Genomic DNA, 15654 nt, shown 5'->3' with positions numbered 1-15654 from the left:
ACGCGTGAAGTGGGTAGAAAGGGAGCATGCGGGAACGGATCCAGCGGACCATCGACGACCTCGTCGCGAGCGGGAGCGAGACCGGGCTCCAGGTAGCCGTCATCCGCGACGGTGAGACCATAGTGGACGCCGTCGCGGGCCTGGCCGGCCCGGACGGCCCACCGGTCACGCCCGGCACGCTCTTCTACGCGGCCTCCACCGGCAAGGGCGTCGCGGTCACGCTCGCGCACGTCGCGGTCGAGCGGGGACTCATCGGGTACGGGACACGCGTGGCCGAGGTGTGGCCCGAGTTCGCCACGCACGGCAAGGGTGGCGTGACACTCCGGGACGTGCTGCTGCACAGGGCGGGGGTGCCCGGACTGCCGGCGGACATCACGGTGGCGGACATGTGCGACTGGGCGCGGATGTGCGCGCTTGTCGCGGACGCCAAGCCGTGGTGGCCGCCGGGCACCGAGACCGGGTACCACGCGCAGACCTTCGGTTACCTGCTCGGCGAGACGCTGCGCCGGGCAACCGGGCAGCCTCTGTCCACATTGCTCGCCGAGCTCGTGACCCGCCCAGTGTCCGTCGAGGGCGAAGTGTGTTTCTCCGTACCAGAGAATCGCCTGCCGCGAGTGGCGACGCAGGTGGCCGGCCCGGCGCTGGAGCGACCACCGCCAGGGTCACCGGCGGCGCGTGCGACGCCGGCGGCGGTCCTGCCCGACGCGGCCTACGCGAACCGGCGCGACGTGCTCACCGCCGACATCCCCTCGGCCGGCACGATGACCGCGCGCGGCGTGGCCCGGATGTACGCGGCGCTGCTCGGCCACGTGCCCGGCGTGGGGCTCGTGTCGCCGGAGCGGCTGGCGCTGATGGCGGCGCCCGCGTTCGCCGGCGTCGACCAGGTGATGGGCTTCCCGACCACGTGGGCGTACGGTTACAGCCCGTATCGGCCTGGCGGAATCGAGGGGCGGTCTGGCTCGACGTTCGGGATGATTGGGATGAACGGCTCGGCCGCGTGGGCGGACATCGACACGGGCGTGGCGGTCGCGGTGATGCGCAACAGGTTCGCGGCCGGTGACCTCACGGCGGTCGAGGCGGTGGGACGGATCGTGGCGGAAGGGGACCGTTGATGCAGCCGGTGGTGGAGTTCGACGGGCGGTACAGCAGCCCGGAAGCGGCGGCCACGCCGTGGACCGACGTGCTGGAGGCGATCGCGCGGGCCGAGGTGTTCTGGCTGACCACGCTGCGGCCGGACGGGCGGCCGCACATCACGCCGCTGATCGCGGCCTGGCACGGCGACGGGATGTACTTCACGACCGGCGCGGGCGAGCGCAAGGCGGCCAACCTGCGGGTCCAGGACCGGTGCGCGCTGACCACCGGCACGAACACCCTGCGCGGCCTCGACGTGGTCGTCGAGGGCACCGCCCGGCTGGTCGAGGGAGCGGCGGAGCGGGACGGGGCGGCGAGCGCGTTCGAGGCCAAGTACGGCGCCCACCTGACCAGCCCAGAGGGCACGTGGGCCGGGATGGGCGACACGATCCGCGCCGGCGGGGTGCAGCTGTACCGGGTGGAGCCGGCGGTGGCGTACTCCTTCGCCAAGGGCGACGTCTACGCCCAGACCCGCTACCGCTTCGGCGCCTAGCCTCACCCGCTCTAGGCGTTGACGGCCTCGTCGACGCCGGTCTCCCGGCGGCCGAGGTGGACCGGGTCGCGCCCGGAGATCACGTCCAGGGCCGCCTTCACGCAGGCGCCGAGCTCGCGGGTGGAGCCGAACCGCCACGGCCGCTCGAACCGCTTCACGGTCTCGTCGCCGACCCCGGTCGCGTCGACGCCGAGCCGGCGACAGAGAGTAACGGCGCGCGGCAGGTGGAACGTCTGTGTCACCACGATCGCCTGCCGCACCCCGAAGACGCGGTGGGCCCGGGCGCACGAGTCGTACGTGTCGAAGCCGGCGTGGTCGAGCACCACCTTCTCGCTGGGCACGCCGGCGGCGGTGAGGTAGCGCAGCATCGCGCCCGGCTCGTTGTAGTCCCAGTTCATATGGTCGCCGGAGACCAGGATCGCGCGCACCTTGCCGGTCTCGAGCAGCTGCCGCGCCACGTCCAGGCGGGCGGCCAGGAACGCCGACGGCGTCCCGTCCTCGTACACCCGGGCGCCCAGGACGAGCGCGACGGGCGCCGGTGGTACCTCCTCGGCGCTGAAGATGTGCCCGCTGGCGGCCGTGCGCACCCAGACCACGCTGCCCGCGACGGTGGCCGTGACCGCCACGGCGCCGGCCGCCGCGAGCCGCACGCCCCAGATGATCCACCGCCGGAGTCCAGCCTTCGAAGGCGGGCGAAATCGCATGGATCCACCATGCCAGCGCGCGGCAAACTGGCGGACGGCCACCCCCACGACGTAGGCAGGGACCATGCACACGATCACGCTGGACGAGATCGAGGGTTGGCGCGGCGCGCCGCTCGTGGTGTTCGTCGGGGTCAGCACGGGTGGCTCGCTCGCGCACGCGGTGTTCGGCAGGTGGGCGGCCGCGCTGGACCAGCCGTGGGAGCTGCGCGGGCTGGACCTGCCCACGGACACGCCACCCGCGACGTACCGGCGGCTGCTCTCCGCCGTGCGCGGCAACCGGGCCGTCGCGGGCACCGTCGTCACGGCGCACAAGCTCCGGCTGTACCGCGCCTGCGCCGCCGCCATCACTCTCGGTGACGACCTCGTCGAGGTCACCCGGGAGATCAACACGCTCGCCACGGCGGGCGGGCGGGTCCTGGGGTACGCGCGCGACGCGCTCGCCCTCTCCCACGTCCTCCCACCGGCGGCGGACGTGCTCTGCCTCGGCGCGGGTGGGGCGGGGACGGCGCTACTGCTCGCGTTGCAGGGGCGGGAGACTGCGAGCGCGACGTTCGCCGACACTTCGCCGGAGGCACTGGACGACCTGCGGGCGGTCGCGGAGCGGGCCGGCGTCAAGGGGGTACGCCTCTCGTACGCGCCGGTGAAGAGTCCGGATGACTGCGACGCGCTCGTCGCCGGCCCGCCCGCGCCGACGCTCGTGGTGAACGCCACCGGCCTGGGCAAGGACGCGCCGGGCAGCCCGGTGACCGACCAGGCGCCGTTCGGTCCGTCCACGCTCGCCTGGGACTTCAACTACCGGGGCGAGCGGGCGTTCCTGCGCCAGGCCACCGCGCGCGGCGCCCGCACGATGGACGGCTGGGACTACTTCGTGGCCGGCTGGACCGGCTGCCTGACCGCGATCGCGGGCGTACCGTTCACCGCCGGGGTGCTCGACGACTTCGCCAAGGCGGCCGCGCCGTACCGTCCACAGGGGAGCCGCTGACCGGCGGCTCAGGCGAGGGCGGCGCGGAAGCGGGCCGGGGTGTCGTGCTTATCGATGGCGGTCGCGAGCTCCCCCGCGCGCACCCGGGCCGCCTCGTCGGACAGGGCACGCCGCACCGCGTCCCGGATCGCGGTCACGGACGCCCGGCCGCCGCGCAGGAGCCAGCCCGCGCCGGCCCGCTCCACAAGGGACATGTTCAGGTACTGGTCGAGGTTGTCGCAGATGCCGAGCACGGGCACGCCGGCGGCCAGCGCCTGGTACGCGCTCGGGCTGCCGCCGTTGCCGATCGCCAGCACGGCGCGGGGGAGCATCCGGGCGGCGGGTAGCATCGCCGCCACCCGCGCGTTGGCCGGCACCCGTGCCGGAGCGGGCCGGCCGGCCGTGGCGGCGACCACGGTCACGGGCAGGTCGGCCAGCGCGCTCAGCACCCGTGCCAGCAGCGGCGCGAGTCCGGAGCTGCCGAGCGTCACGTACACGACCGGCCGGTCCTCGGGCAGCTCGTCCCACCACTGTGGACAGGGCAGGTCGGGTGACCAGGTGACCGGGCCGACGAAGTGGTGCTCGGGCGGCAGGTCCACCACCGGTACCAGCTCGGGCAGGTCGGCGTAGAGGGTGGTGTCGGCGCGGGTGTACGCGTACCGTACGTCGGCCGGGCCGGGCGGGAGCCCGTGGTGCCGCCGCAGTTCGCGGTACGCCCGGCCGTGCCACCGGCTCACCGCGTGCTGGCCGTGGTCGAAGAGCCGCTGCGCCAGCCGTACGCCCACGAGCCGGGTGAGCGTGATGTCCGGCACCGGCGGGAGCACCTGGGCGAACGGGCTCCAGTACCCGTTCGTCACCGTCAGGTACCGCACGCCGGCCAGCCGTGCGCTCACGTCCAGCGACAGCCGGAAGTCGCCGACCACCACGTCCGGCCGGAACCGCTCGATGAGCGCGAGGTCGTCGGCGACGTACCGGCGCAGGTCCGGACCCTGGTAGATCGGTGTGCCCCGGGCGAGTGCCGCCGCGAAGCGGGCGCGCGGGATCGTGCGGATCGGCACATACGGGCTCGGCGGCTCGCCGATCAGCTCGTTGTAGCGGGGATCCCAGGCGTGGCACACCTCGTACGCGGCCGGGTCGAGCGTCCGGGACAGCGCGAGGGCCCGGGTCACGTGGGCGAGCGTGACCGCCTCCGCGACGAAGAGCACGCGCCGCTTCACGGGACGGCGACCCCGGCGTCGCCTCTGCGCAGGGCCGCGACGAGGTCGGCGTGCTTGGCCTCGATCAGCTGACGCTTGAGCTTGCCGGTGTGGGTCAGCTCCTCGGCGCGGCCCGGCTCCCAGCGCTCGGTGAGCACCGCGAAGCGGGCGATCCGGTCGCCTACCGGCAGCCGCTCGTTCGCCGCGGCCACCATCGCCGCGAGGTCGTCCACCGTCCACCTGTCGGGCGGGGCGGCGACGACGAGGAGCGCGTGCAGGTCCGGCTCCCCCTCGCCGACCACGCAGGCCTGGTCGACCAGGAGGTTGGCGCGCAGGTGGCTCTCCACCCGGGTCGCCGGGACCCGGTGGCCGCCGGCGAGCGGGAAGACCTCCTCCCGCCGGCCGTGCACGCGCACGTACCCATCCGGGTCGATCTCGCCGAGGTCGCCGGTGTGCGCCCAGCCGCCTTCGTCCACATGGGACGGCGTGTCCACGTACCCGAGCATCCGGCTGCCGGACCGGACGAGGAGCTCGCCGTCGCCCGCGGTCCGCACCTCGACGCCGGGCAGCGCGCGGCCGGACGTACCGATCCGGATCCGGTCCGGGTGCCCGCAGGTGGCCGCCGAGACAAGCTCGCTCTGCCCCCACCCCTCGGCGAGCGGCACGCCCGCGGCGTTGAAATACTCCTGCACCGGCTCGGCGAGCGCCCCACCGCCGCTGAACGCGAACGCGCACTCCTCGAGCCCGGCGAGCGCGCGGGCGGCGTAAAGCTTCTCCCACACGCGCAACACGCCGCCGAAGAACTGTGGCCGCACGTCCGGCAGGTACTCCGGGAGGCGGCCCGGGTCGGGGCAGAGGTGCACGGTGCCGGCCCGGACGAGCGGGTACCAGGTCGTGACGAACCGCTCGGTGGCGTGCGCCCGCGGCAGGTACGCGAGGAAGCGGGTGCCGGGCGCCACCGGCCAGAACCGGCCGAAGGACTCGGCGTGCCACAGCACGTTGCCGTGCGTGTGCTGGACGCCCTTGAGCGCGCCGGTGGTACCGCTGGTGTAGTTGACCGACACGACGTCGTCCGGGCGCGCCGCCCGCCAGGAGCGGTCGAAGGCATCGCCGTCGCGCGCCGCCACCTCGCGGCCGGCCGCCATGACCCGCTCCCAGCCGCCGCCTTCCACCACGATGAAACGCAACGCGCCGGCCGGCGTCGCGGCGGCGAGCCGGGCGGCTGCGGCGCCGTCCTCGACGATCACCAGACCGATGCCGAGGGTACGGAGCACAGTGGACAGCTGCGCGCCGGTGAAGCTGTCGAACAGGCAGACCGGTACCGCCCGCGCGTGCAGCAGAGCCAGGTCGGCGACGGCCAGCTCGGGGCGGTTGGACATGAGGACGCCGACCCGGTCGCCGGGGCGTACGCCGACCTCGACAAGCCCCAGCGTGGCGGCCTCGACCTCGGCCCGGTACTCCCGCCAGGTGAACGAACTCCACTGTGTACCGTCGCGCCACTTCAACGCGGGCAGGTCGGGATGGTCCCGGGCGTTGTCGTGGAACGCGTGCAGCAGCGTCCGTCCCGCCACGACCTGCCCGATCTCGGCTGCCTCGCTCAGTGTCACTGTGCCTCCTGGATGGTCGTGAACGTCTCCCACGGCTGCCGCAGGGCTCGCACGGCCGGTGGTGGCGCCGTGGAGAGCCGGAACACGAAGATCGGCCGGGCCTGCGCCGGCAGCCCGAACGCCGCCCGCAGCTCGCCGCCCATCCGCGCCACGGCCGCCCGCTCCGCGGCGGTGAAGCCGGCACCGGCGAAGACCTCAAGCCGGAGCAGCTCGAGCGTGCTCACCGTCCACGGGTGTACCGCCACGCCGGCCCGGGTGGCTTCGAGCCACAGCCGCTGGACGGCCCGGCCGGCGGCGACCATCGCGTCCGGCGTCGGCTCGGCGGTGGTGGACAGGCAGCAGACGTGCGAGCAGCCGAGGACGAGCGTCCGGGCCGTGTCGCCGAGCCGGGCGGACGGCAGCAGCAGGCGCACCCAGGGCAGGCGGCGCAGTACCGGCAGCAGCGCGCGGGTGGCCGCGGGCAGGTCGAGCGAGCGCAGGTCGAGGCCGTCGCGCTGGGCCCGCGCCTCCCGCTCGGTCCAGCGGATCTCCTGGACCATGTCGTCGAACATGGCCCGGTGCCGCATCCGTACCGCGTCGGCGAGGCCGAGCGCGGCGGCCACCGCGCGCTTGCCGTCCGGGTCGGCGACGGCGGTGACCGCGAGGCACGGGTCGGTGGACTCCGCCGTGGCGGTGAGGCGGCGTACCTCGTCCTCGGCGAGCGGCGGACCCTGGTGGAGGCGGCGGTTGGTGACCCGCTCGGCAAGGACCGCCGCGAGGGGCTCGGGCTCGGGGTCCCGCCGGCCGGTGAAGGTGACCGTGGCGGCGCCCTCACGTACGGCCACCGTATGCTCCAGGCCGCGCGCCCGGGCCGCGATCACGACGTTCTCGGTGAAGCAGCCGACCGCGAAGTGGGCGGCGTACCCGCCGACGTCGAGGAAGCTGCCCCGGGACGGGTCGATGTCGACGTCGATCCGGTCGGCGGCCACCGTCACCCGCCACGGCTGGGCGTTGCCGCCGGACGGGGCGCTCGCGCCGGCCGCGCAGAGGGCCGCGACCTCCTCGCGGGTCAGGCTCGTCGTCACTGCGGCGTCCTCCCTAGGGCGGCCTCGACCGCGGCGCCGATGGTGGCGAGCGGTCCAGGTTCGAACATCTCGAAGTGTCCACAGGGGACGTCGTGGCTCTCGATCCGCCCGGTCACGTACGGCGCCCAGCTCTCACGGCCTACGGCATCGGCGGCGTTGACAACCAGCAGGTCGCCGTCGAAGACAGCGGGCGTATGGGCCGCGGCCACGCGCGTGTGATGCGCGGCGGTGGCGAGCATCTGGTCCACTGTAGAGGCGTCCAGGTGGGACAGTCCAGGGACGAGCCGCAGGGCCGCGTCGGGTACCGCCTCCGGGGCGGCGTGCGGGTGCGCGTCCAGGATCGCCAGCAGTCCGACCTCCTGCCCGGTGGCCCGCAGCTCGGCCGCGACGGCGTGCGCGAGGTAGCCGCCGAACGACCAGCCGAGCAGGTGGTAGGGCCCGGTGGGGCGGATCGCGCGGATCCGTTCGGCGAGGGTGGCGGCGAGCCCGGCGACGTCCTGGCCCGGCTCGGCGCCGGCGAGCTGGAGGCCGTACACCGGGCGGTCCGGGCCGAGGTGGTCGCGGAGCGGGGTGTAGCACCAGGCGAGCCCGCCGGCGGGCGGCAGGCAGAAGAGCGGGGCGAGGCCACCGGCGGCCCGGATCGGCAGGACCCCGGCGCGCCTTCCGCCACCCGAGGCGAGGCCGGCGACGGTGGGGGTCTCGAAGACCTCGTGAAGGGTCATCGACAAGCGCCGGGCGAGCCGGGCGGCGTGCAGCGAGTCGCCGCCGAGGTCGAAGAGGTCGTCGTCGGGGCCGACCCGGGGCAGGTCGAGCACCTCGGCGACCACCCGGCACAGCTCCTCCTCCAGCGGTGACGCGGGCTCCCGGCCCCCGGCTGCGCCCGACAGCGGCTTCGGCAGCGCGCGGTGGTCGAGCTTGCCGTTCGGCGTGAGTGGCAGCCGGTCCAGCGGCACGACCGCGGCCGGTACCAGGTGGGTGGGGAGTGAGCGGGCCGCGAACCGCCGCAGCCCCGGGCCGTCGACGCCGTGGCCGGGGCGGGGACGGCGTACGCGACCAGGCGCCGGTCACCGGGCCGGTCCTCGCGCACGACCACCGCGGCCCGGGCCACGGACGGGTGCGCGACGAGCACGGCCTCGACCTCGCCGGGCTCCACCCGGTGCCCGCGTACCTTCGCCTGGCGGTCGACCCGGCCCACGAACTCGAGCTGCCCGTCCGCCCGCCACCGGGCCAGGTCGCCGGTGCGGTACATGCGGGAGCCCGGCGCGGCGAACGGGTCGGCGACGAACCGCTCCGCCGTACGCCCGGGGCGGCCCAGGTAGCCGCGGGCCAGGCCGGCGCCGGCCAGGTACAGCTCGCCGGCGATCCCGGGTGGCATCGGGCGCAGCGCGGCGTCCAGCACGTACGCCGTGGTGCCGGCGATCGGGTGGCCGATCGGCAGCGGACCGTCCTGGATGTCCGCTGTGGACAGTGGCGCGCTCATCGTGGCGCAGACGGTCGCCTCGGTCGGGCCGTACGCGTTGACCAGGCGGCGCCCCGGGGCCCAGCGGGCGGCCAGGTCGGGTGGGCACGCCTCGCCGGCCACGACCAGCGTGGCGCCGGGCGGCAGGCCACCCTCCGGTACGGTCGCGAGCACCGACGGCGGCAGCGTCACGTGGGTGACGTCCGCGCCGTCCAGCGGGGCGATGACCAGCGTCGCGCCGGCCACCAGCGTGGTCACCACCTCGGCCACCGCCGCGTCGAAGCTCGGCGAGGCAAACTGGAGCACCCGGCTGCCGGGCTCGATCGCGAACCGCTCGATCTGGGCGGCGGCCAGGCTGGGCAGCCCGCGATGCGGTACCACCACGCCGTTGGGGACGCCGGTGCTGCCGGAGGTGTAGATGACGTACGCCGCGCCGTCCGGCCTCAGCCGTAGCGGCGGCTTCGGGGCGGGTGTGCCGCGTACCGCGCGGACCGCCGCCGGGGTGAGCACCACCGCCGGCCGGGCGTCGGCGAGGAGCGCCGCGATCCGCTCCGCCGGGTACTCCGGGTCGACCGGGAGGTACGCGCCGCCGGCCCGCATGATCCCGAGCAGCCCGACGACGTTCTCCACGCCACGCGGCGCTCGCAGCGCGACCACCGCGCCCGGGCGGACGCCGGTGTCGACGAGGTGGTGCGCGAGGCGGTCGGCCCAGCTGTCCAAAGTGGCGTAGTCGAGCCGGGTCGTGCCGTCGACCACCGCCGCCGCGTCCGGCGTCTCGGCCGCCCGCCGCGCGACGAGCACCGGGAACGCCTCGCCCGGCACCGCCCGCGCCGCGGCGGGTACCCGCGACGCCGGCTCCCGCAGGTCGAGGGCACCGACCCGCCGCTTCGGGTCCTCCGCCGCCGCGCCGAGCAGCCGCAGCAGCGCACCGTGATGTGCGGCGAGGTCGTCCGGGCCGTACCCGCCGGCCGCCAGCTCGACCTGTACGCCGCGCCCGTCCGGCCGCCCGAACGCGAAGAACGCGAGGTCGCCGACCGGACCGTTGGCCAGGTTGTGCCGGACCGCCGGGTGGCCGCCGAAGCGCAGCTCGTCCTCATAGGACATCACGTTGACGGCCGGCCCGAGGAAGTCCGCGCCCCCGAGGTCCCGCCGCAGGTCCTCGTACCGGTACCGCTGGTGCGCCATCGCCGCCCGCACCTCCTGGGACACCTGGTCGACGAGCTCCAGGACCGGCATTTCCGGGCGCACGGCGAGCCGCAGCGGTACGACGTTCGCGGCCGGTCCGGGTGTACGGCGGGCCAGCGGAGTGCCGCGCGCGGCGACAGGCAGGGCGAGCAGGAGGTCCCGCTCGCCGGTCACCCGGTAGAGGTACGCCGCCACGGCCGCGATGAGCAGCCGGGACCACGGGATCCCGGCGCGCTCGGCCGCGGCGGGCAGCTCGGGCAGGAAGGCGGTACGGGTCAGTGGCGGCCCGGCCGGCGGGGTGCCGCGACCGGGCGGCATCGGTGGCTCCGGACGGTCCGCGAGCCGCTCCAGCCAGTACGCCCGGTCCCACTCGCGCTCGGACGACCCCTGGTACGCCGACTGCTCCGCCAGCAGCTCGGGCAGCCGGCCGAACGTCGCGCGCGGAGCCGGGAGGCCGCCGGCCAGCGCGCTGTAGACCTCGGCGAGCCGGGCCGTGGTGAGCACCGCGCCGTAGTAGTCGGTCGCCACGTGGTGGAAGCGCTGGTACCAGAGAAAGCGGTCGGCGGCGGTCCGGATGAGGACGAACGTGGGCGCGCTGGCGGGGCGGTCCAGGTCGGCGCCCATCCAGGCGAGGGCGTCCGCCTCCCCCGGCAGGTCGACGAAGGGCAGGTCGCGCTCGCTGTACCCGATGATGGTCTGCTCAGGGCCGTCCGCCGCGAACCGCAACCGCCACGCGTCGGTCTCCGCGAGCACCGCCCGCCAGGCTCGCTCCATCAGCGTCCGGTCGACAGGCCCGCGAATCTCCAGGTACTCGGCGATGGTCGTGGCCCGTCCGGTCGGGTCGAGCCGGTCGGCGAGCCAGAGCCCCTCCTGGGCCGCCGACAGCGAAAACGGTGCACCGTGCCGCTCCCCCATTGCCCCCGCCCATCCGGCGCCGACGAGGGCCGACGCCGGCTCGCCACGCTACCTGGAGGACGCAAACGTCGGGTAGGGCCTAGTCTGCGACGCGCATGCTGAGCTCGGTCTCCCACCTCGTCTTGCGCGGCTCGGTGCGGGGGTCGGTGAGGTACGCCTCGTAGCGGCAGCCGAACGCGTCGCCCTCCGACGTCTCCTGGCGGTCGAGCGTCACCCGGTTGTCGCGGACCCACTGGAGCAGCGCCTTGTTGGCCCGCATGGCGTGGTTGCGGTAGACGAGCGTGGCGTACCGCCCGGCGGGCAGCGTCGCCGGACGCACCCGCTCGCGGTCGCCGGCCAGCCGCTCCGGCGTGACCGCGCCGACCTCCAGGTCCATCGGGCCGGACATGTCGATGACATGCAGCCGCAGGAAGAACGGCCCGACCGCGCCCGCGCCGCGCGCCTCCAGCCATCTGACGAGCTCGGCCAGGAGGTCGTCGCGGACCCGCATCATCCCGCTGAACGGCGTGATCACGCGAATGCCGACGTAGTCGACCTTCGGCCGCTCCTCGACCCGAGGTGACTTGATGAGGTCCACAGTAGACTCCTCACGGCTTCGTGCGGATTTCGTAGTGCAGCACCAGAAACGGCAGGCCGAAGACCCAGAACGCGTGCTCCGCGCGGAGCGCGCCGTCCCGCACGTACACGTCGAGCCGTTCGGCGAAGCCGTGCACTGCGAGGGCGGTCAACTCTCCCGACTCGGGGTCGATGTAGGTGAGGTAGTGCCCGGGCTGGTCGAGGTCGCTGCGGCTGGTCAGCACCAGGCCCCCGTCGGGGCGTGGCTCAGGTACCAGCGTGGCCGTGAAACTGGCCTGTGGCAAGGGAAAGCCGACGCTCACGTACCCTCGGCCCGCGTGCCGGTAGGTGGTGTAGATACCGACGTAGATGGGTTCGTCGGTATCGGCGAAAGAGCGGATCCAGCCGCGGATGCCGACGACGCCGTCGCCCTCGGGCTGATCGTGTCGATGCGGCTGCGGATGCCGCGCTGCGTCTCGCGCTGGTTCATCGGCACGTTGGCCTGCCCGAGCGGCCGCGCCACCAGGCTGCGGTAGAGCAGGTAGCCGGGGCGCACCCACAGCCGCCACTCCGGCACGATGTCGAGTGAGAAGCGGGTCGTGTGCTCGTAGAACTCGCGTACCCGAGGGTCCACACCGGACGGGTCGAAGCCCGGTCCGGCCAGCTCGTCGAAGGACGCCACGATCCCGACGTCGGGGGCGTCCGCGCGGAAGTCACCGCCGATCGCGGCGGCGAGGTCGCGGACATATCCGGTGCCGACATAGCGGGTACGGGCGGCGAGCGGGACCACGAACGGCAGGTCCGCGGCGGACACCCGCTCGGCCAGGAGGCTCACCTGCGGGTCGCGGAAAATCAGGGCGGAGAGCGTCCGGTACGCGAGCACTGTCGCGCCCGCCACGATCGCGGCCGGCGCCTCCCACCAGATCGCGAGCGCGAGCCCCACCAGCAGGCCGACGACCGGGCCGAGCAGCACCTTCTGCGGCCGTACGCCGAGCAGCCCGACCAGCAGGCCGGTGCCGACGCCGACGAGCAGCGGCACGGCGCCGAGCCGGCCGGCCACCCAGCCGAGCGGCGCGGCGAGCGCCACGCTCATCGCGATCCGCGACCACAGTGGCGGGATCTCGCCGGGACGCTGCCGGGCCCGGGCCACCGCGTCGCACGCGGCCAGCCCCACGGCACCGGCGACCGCCCCGACCAGCGCGGCGGCGGTGCCCCAGTGCCCGGCCAGGGCGGCTCCGGCCAGACCCCCGACCAGCAGGGCGAACCCGGCCGCGCCGGCCCGCCCCGCTCGATCCTGTGCCACGGGCGGCAATCTACTCCGCCAAGTACCGGAAGAGCACGCATCGCCGCCGTGGCGAAGCGGAACGTGGCGCCCCACCGCCCGGGGTGGGACGCCACTGTCCGGATAACTCAGGCGTACGGGAGTCGCACGATCGACTGGTTGCCGATGCCGAGCGTGGTGGGCGCGTTGCCGATCGCGCTCCACACCTCTACCCGCACTGTGCCGTTGCTCAGGTTGCCGAGCGCCCCGGTGGCCGAGGCCAGCCCCGCCGCCTGGGTGTAGTGCTCGTAGCCGGTGACCGGGTCGGTGGCGAAGTAGCGGTACGTCTCGACCCGCTCGAAGCTCCCGTTGCCGGTCAGGTCGTACGAGACCCGCACCTGGGTGGCGTTGCCGACCGAGCCGCCCGCGTCCACGAAGAGGTCGAACGCGGTCGCCCCACCGTTGTACGTGAACGTGAGGCCGGTCGCGGTGAAGGTGGCCGGGTTGAACGGCGTGCCGTCGTGGTTGGTCCCGCCGGCCGACGGCACCGCTACCGTGCCGGCCGTACCCGCGCCGGCCAGCCCGCCACCGGCGAGCAGGTACCGGTTCGCCGAGCCGGACGGCGGCGGCGTGGTCGGGGGTGGCGTAGTGGGCGGCGGCGTGGTGGGCGGCGGCGTGGTCGGAGGTGCCGTCGTGGGTGGCGGCGTGGTCGGCGGCGCCGTCGTGGGCGGGTTCGTCGGGTTTGTACCCCCGCCGGCGCTGCCGCCGCTCCACGAGAAGGCCCCGGAGGTCACCGTCCGCCCGGCTGGCACGCTCAGCGTGGTACCGGTGGAGAACGTCACCGTGATGGGCGAGCTGCTGATGTTCGACGCCACGTACGTGCGGGCGCCGTTCTTGACGAACGTGGCCGAAAGCGGGTGGTTGGCGGATACCGAGGTGTCCACCGTGCCCAGAGCGGCCAGGTTGCGGATCCAGTGGAAGGTGTGCGCCTTGCTCTCCCCCTCCTCCGAGGTGAAGCCGCTGTTGGCCCGGAAGTTGGCGAGCGCCGCGTCACCGTTGCCCAGCGCCTGGAACTCCCACAGGATGTCCTGCCACACCGTCGGCGGCCCGCCGTTGTTGCGTACCAACTCGGCGTAGTTGGTGTTCACATAGGACGGGTTGTAGCCGAGGTAGAGGTGGCCACCGGTGATGGGCAGCATGTTGATGCCCTGGATCATCTCCGGCTCGCCGCTGAACCAGGTGGCGTACGCACCGCCGTCGCCCCACACCATTCCGACCGTGGAGTGCCCGAACGCGGTCGGGAAGTTCTGGTCGGCGGAGTCGAACCAGTACTCCTGGATCGCCGCCGCCTGCGTGGTGTAGATGAAGATGCCGGCGTCGCGGACCGCTGCGTTGCCGGTCGCCTGGCCCCACTGGATGAGCGCGTTGGCGAAGTTCTGACCCTCCGAAGAGGACTCCTGGTTGTTGCCGGAGCCGAACGAGCCGTGCCCGGAGGCCCAGTCGTGGCCCGCGTAGATGTCGAAGTCACGCATGTACGGGAAGCGGGTGTCGCCCCGGTCGTAGTTGTTCGCGTCCCGGATCAGCAGGTCGACCATGCCGCCGTACTGGCCGGACGCGGCCCACGCCGGGTCGAACTTGGCCAGCGTCGCGGCCGCCGCGATGAAGTATCCATAGTGGAAGTGGTGGTCGTTGAGCTCCAGGTCGGAGCCGTACGACGCGGGGTAGCCAATCAGCGTGCCCCAGTTGGCGTTGTAGTAGAACAGCTGAGCGGTCTCGCCGGACGAGGCGGTGAGCCAGTTGTTGAGCCGGTTACGGATCGCGGTGAGCGCGCTGTTGCGCACGGCGGTGTTGCCCACCTGGTCGGCGATCTCGGCGATGCGGGCGGCCCGGCCGAGGCCCTTGCCGGCCCAGTACGTGTCGCCGCCCGAGGGGCCCTCCGGGCTGCCCTGCACCGCGGCGAGGTAGCTGTTGAGCGTGGTCAGGTCGGCGCCCGCGCTGTCCGCGACCGCCGGTATCTCGGGCAGGACCCCGCGGAAGGTCATCGAGGTCTGGAAGCTCGGCACCCCGACCAGCGTCCGCATCGCGCCGCGCGCCGAGACGTAGTTCTCCGGAATCGGTGAGCCGCCGCTCAGGTACCGCCACTGGTGCGGGTACATGCTCACGACCGTGCCGGTGGCGCTGCCCTCGCGGGCGGTGGTCGTGAACCCGTACGTAGTGGTGAGCCCGCTGTTCGCCGGGTTGTACGAGTAGGAGACCCGGGTACCGGTCACGTGGGCGTGCGCGTACTGCCCGTACCGGTTGGCGAGGTCCACCCTGGACCCGCCGCCCGGCAGCAGCGCCACCGAGAAGTACCCGCGACCGGCCAGTGTGGACGTGATCGTGTCGCCGCTGACCGTCCAGCTCGCCCCAGTCGGCGCGTACGCCACGTAGTCACTGCCGCCAGCCGTGAAGCCCAACGTACCCCCGGTGTTGAGCCACACGGTGGGCGCGCCGGCGGTGGTGATCTGCGCGTTGCCGCCGGTCGCCTGGAAGTACGCGAACGGCAGCCCGTGCCCGATCGTGGCGCGCAGCGTGCGGGTGCCGTCCGTCCAGTACGGCGACACCGTCCAGTCGCTCCAGCCGTCGACGCGCACGATCGGCGCGTTCAGCCCGGCGACGCCGACCAGGATGTCCTGCGAGTACGGGTAGTGGTACTCACCGACGGTCGTGGGGGTGCCGCTGATGGTCGGCGTGGTCGTGTACGAGAAGCCGAGCCCGTTCGCGAACGTGTCGTACGAGATCGGGTGCGCGTGCAGCGGCAGGCTGTACGCACAGTCCGAACGCTTGTACACCAGCGACGACCACCAGTCGTTGGTGGGTACGGCACCGGCCGGCGCGTTCGCCGTGAGGAACTGTCGTGGGTTGCTGGAGATGGTCCCGCAGCCGGCGGGGAGCGCCCTTCCGGCTGGCAGTGTCTCGGTGTAGCTGCCCGCCCCTACGGGCGCCGCGCCGGCGGCCCGCCCGGCGGCGATGGTGATGAGGCCGCTGGCGAGGATCACCACCGCGCCTGCGGCGAGCAGCCTGAGCCGCTGCCGCTTTCGGGGTCCTTGAGTCGTGGTCGACGGTCCGGGTCTCATCATGACC

13 protein-coding genes are annotated in these 15654 nt (G+C 73.9%); 3 read left to right on the top strand and 10 right to left on the bottom strand.

The window, feature by feature from the left end; all coding sequences use genetic code 11:
- Positions 1 to 26 precede the first annotated feature (26 nt).
- Both Pflav_RS09750 and Pflav_RS09745 read left to right on the top strand, forming a co-directional pair.
- On the top strand, positions 27 to 1112 hold the full coding sequence (locus tag Pflav_RS09750) for a serine hydrolase domain-containing protein (protein WP_173035533.1): 1086 nt from the start codon (positions 27 to 29) through the stop codon (positions 1110 to 1112).
- Positions 1112 to 1624, top strand: a complete 513-nt coding sequence (locus tag Pflav_RS09745; protein ID WP_173035531.1) for a pyridoxamine 5'-phosphate oxidase family protein — start codon at positions 1112 to 1114, stop codon at positions 1622 to 1624. Before Pflav_RS09750 ends, Pflav_RS09745 begins: the two co-directional genes overlap by 1 nt.
- A gap of 11 nt (positions 1625 to 1635) precedes the next feature.
- Here the strand turns inward: Pflav_RS09745 and Pflav_RS09740 are convergent, their stop codons facing one another.
- Positions 1636 to 2328 (bottom strand): ElyC/SanA/YdcF family protein, encoded by a 693-nt coding sequence (locus Pflav_RS09740; RefSeq protein ID WP_173035529.1) that lies wholly within the window; start codon positions 2326 to 2328, stop codon positions 1636 to 1638.
- Between the two features lie 64 nt (positions 2329 to 2392).
- On the opposite strand from Pflav_RS09740, the gene Pflav_RS09735 reads away from it, so the two are divergent.
- A complete protein-coding gene (locus Pflav_RS09735; RefSeq protein WP_173035527.1) occupies positions 2393 to 3310 on the top strand; it encodes a shikimate dehydrogenase family protein in 918 nt (305 codons plus the stop codon).
- 8 nt (positions 3311 to 3318) lie between these two features.
- Here Pflav_RS09735 and Pflav_RS09730 read toward each other — a convergent pair whose 3' ends face one another.
- From Pflav_RS09730 to Pflav_RS09695, 9 genes are all read right to left on the bottom strand, one after another.
- Complete coding sequence (locus Pflav_RS09730) at positions 3319 to 4506, bottom strand: glycosyltransferase (protein ID WP_173035525.1); 1188 nt, start codon at positions 4504 to 4506, stop codon at positions 3319 to 3321.
- Positions 4503 to 6092, bottom strand: a complete 1590-nt coding sequence (locus Pflav_RS09725; RefSeq protein ID WP_173035523.1) for an AMP-dependent synthetase/ligase — start codon at positions 6090 to 6092, stop codon at positions 4503 to 4505. Before Pflav_RS09725 ends, Pflav_RS09730 begins: the two co-directional genes overlap by 4 nt.
- Positions 6089 to 7156, bottom strand: a complete 1068-nt coding sequence (locus Pflav_RS09720; RefSeq protein WP_173035521.1) for a nitroreductase family protein — start codon at positions 7154 to 7156, stop codon at positions 6089 to 6091. Before Pflav_RS09720 ends, Pflav_RS09725 begins: the two co-directional genes overlap by 4 nt.
- Positions 7153 to 7983, bottom strand: a complete 831-nt coding sequence (locus Pflav_RS09715; protein WP_173035519.1) for a thioesterase domain-containing protein — start codon at positions 7981 to 7983, stop codon at positions 7153 to 7155. Before Pflav_RS09715 ends, Pflav_RS09720 begins: the two co-directional genes overlap by 4 nt.
- Positions 7875 to 10715 carry a non-ribosomal peptide synthetase gene (locus tag Pflav_RS09710; RefSeq protein WP_173035517.1) on the bottom strand — a complete coding sequence of 947 codons (2841 nt, stop codon included), beginning with the start codon at positions 10713 to 10715 and terminating at the stop codon, positions 7875 to 7877. The genes Pflav_RS09715 and Pflav_RS09710 overlap by 109 nt, the downstream gene beginning before the upstream one ends.
- Before the next feature lie 79 nt (positions 10716 to 10794).
- Positions 10795 to 11292 (bottom strand): GyrI-like domain-containing protein, encoded by a 498-nt coding sequence (locus Pflav_RS09705; RefSeq protein ID WP_173035515.1) that lies wholly within the window; start codon positions 11290 to 11292, stop codon positions 10795 to 10797.
- A 10-nt stretch (positions 11293 to 11302) separates the two neighbouring features.
- A complete protein-coding gene (locus Pflav_RS45190; RefSeq protein WP_232071185.1) occupies positions 11303 to 11593 on the bottom strand; it encodes a hypothetical protein in 291 nt (96 codons plus the stop codon).
- On the bottom strand, positions 11590 to 12573 hold the full coding sequence (locus tag Pflav_RS09700; RefSeq protein WP_232071183.1) for a hypothetical protein: 984 nt from the start codon (positions 12571 to 12573) through the stop codon (positions 11590 to 11592). Before Pflav_RS09700 ends, Pflav_RS45190 begins: the two co-directional genes overlap by 4 nt.
- Positions 12574 to 12680: 107 nt before the next feature.
- Positions 12681 to 15647 (bottom strand): glycosyl hydrolase, encoded by a 2967-nt coding sequence (locus Pflav_RS09695; RefSeq protein ID WP_232071181.1) that lies wholly within the window; start codon positions 15645 to 15647, stop codon positions 12681 to 12683.
- Positions 15648 to 15654: the final 7 nt, after the last annotated feature.

Origin of the sequence: Phytohabitans flavus (assembly GCF_011764545.1) — a bacterium.
Classification (GTDB): domain Bacteria; phylum Actinomycetota; class Actinomycetes; order Mycobacteriales; family Micromonosporaceae; genus Phytohabitans; species Phytohabitans flavus.
The sequence above is the reverse complement of the archived record's forward strand: the minus strand, read 5'-3'. Positions and strand labels throughout refer to the sequence as shown.

Bases quoted from the DNA above. Each gene is read 5' to 3' on its own strand.
- Pflav_RS09710 (WP_173035517.1), bottom strand. From the start codon at position 10,715: ATGGGGGAGCGGCACGGTGCACCGTTTTCGCTGTCGGCGGCCCAGGAG.
- Pflav_RS09695 (WP_232071181.1), bottom strand. From the start codon at position 15,647: ATGAGACCCGGACCGTCGACCACGACTCAAGGACCCCGAAAGCGGCAG.
- Pflav_RS09750 (WP_173035533.1), top strand. From the start codon at position 27: ATGCGGGAACGGATCCAGCGGACCATCGACGACCTCGTCGCGAGCGGG.
- Pflav_RS09745 (WP_173035531.1), top strand. From the start codon at position 1,112: ATGCAGCCGGTGGTGGAGTTCGACGGGCGGTACAGCAGCCCGGAAGCG.
- Pflav_RS09740 (WP_173035529.1), bottom strand. From the start codon at position 2,328: ATGCGATTTCGCCCGCCTTCGAAGGCTGGACTCCGGCGGTGGATCATC.
- Pflav_RS09735 (WP_173035527.1), top strand. From the start codon at position 2,393: ATGCACACGATCACGCTGGACGAGATCGAGGGTTGGCGCGGCGCGCCG.